Source organism: Paenibacillus sp. 7516 (assembly GCF_002272715.1).
Lineage (GTDB): Bacteria > Bacillota > Bacilli > Paenibacillales > Paenibacillaceae > Paenibacillus > Paenibacillus illinoisensis_A.
The window spans coordinates 1-721 of sequence record NZ_NPBI01000035.1 but is presented as its reverse complement, the minus strand read 5'-3'; the positions used below and the strand labels follow the sequence as shown (position 1 = coordinate 721).

Annotated in this window: 7 tRNA genes; all 7 read left to right on the top strand. The window is 50.5% G+C overall.

The annotated features are described in order from the left end of the window. Nucleotides 1-91 precede the first annotated feature (91 nt). The 7 genes from CHI14_RS24900 (at nucleotide 92) to CHI14_RS24870 (ending at nucleotide 702) form a co-directional block, all read left to right on the top strand. Nucleotides 92-167 (top strand) — tRNA-Phe (locus CHI14_RS24900). A gap of 20 nt (nucleotides 168-187) precedes the next feature. Beyond that, a tRNA-Thr gene (locus tag CHI14_RS24895) sits at nucleotides 188-263 on the top strand. 4 nt (nucleotides 264-267) lie between these two features. Next, nucleotides 268-353: transfer RNA gene (locus CHI14_RS24890), tRNA-Tyr, on the top strand. 6 nt (nucleotides 354-359) lie between these two features. Then, a tRNA-Trp gene (locus CHI14_RS24885) sits at nucleotides 360-433 on the top strand. A gap of 29 nt (nucleotides 434-462) precedes the next feature. Then, nucleotides 463-535: transfer RNA gene (locus tag CHI14_RS24880), tRNA-His, on the top strand. 13 nt (nucleotides 536-548) lie between these two features. Further along, nucleotides 549-623 (top strand) — tRNA-Gln (locus CHI14_RS24875). A gap of 4 nt (nucleotides 624-627) precedes the next feature. Then, nucleotides 628-702: transfer RNA gene (locus CHI14_RS24870), tRNA-Gly, on the top strand. Nucleotides 703-721: the final 19 nt, after the last annotated feature.

Here is a 721-nt window from a genome sequence, read left to right as displayed (position 1 = left end):
TTTACCCTACATGAGGAATCTGTTCACTAAGTCTGTTATATGGCACCGACGCCCTGGATAAAGTGCAACGTTCATGATTAGACTTTATTATGGCTCGGTAGCTCAGTCGGTAGAGCAGAGGACTGAAAATCCTCGTGTCGGCGGTTCGATTCCGTCCCGAGCCACCATTATCACTACAACTTAATACGCCGGTGTAGCTCAACTGGTAGAGCAACTGACTTGTAATCAGTAGGTTGGGGGTTCAAGTCCTCTCGCCGGCACCACTATGGAGGATTAGCGAAGTGGCCAAACGCATCAGACTGTAAATCTGCTCCCTTACGGGTTCGGTGGTTCGAATCCATCATCCTCCACCAGTTTTTAGGGGCATAGTTTAAAGGTAGAACAACGGTCTCCAAAACCGTTGGTGTGGGTTCAATTCCTGCTGCCCCTGCCAATTAACTTTTTTAAGTAATAATGCATATGGCGATCGTGGCGAAGTGGTTAACGCACCGGTTTGTGGATCCGGCATTCGGGGGTTCAATTCCCCTCGATCGCCCCTTTGTTTTTATTGGGGATTAGCCAAGCGGTAAGGCAACGGACTTTGACTCCGTCATGCATAGGTTCAAATCCTATATCCCCAGCCATTTTGCGGACGTGGCTCAGCGGTAGAGCATCGCCTTGCCAAGGCGAGGGTCGCGGGTTCGATTCCCGTCGTCCGCTCCAAAAATATGGCGCCATAGCC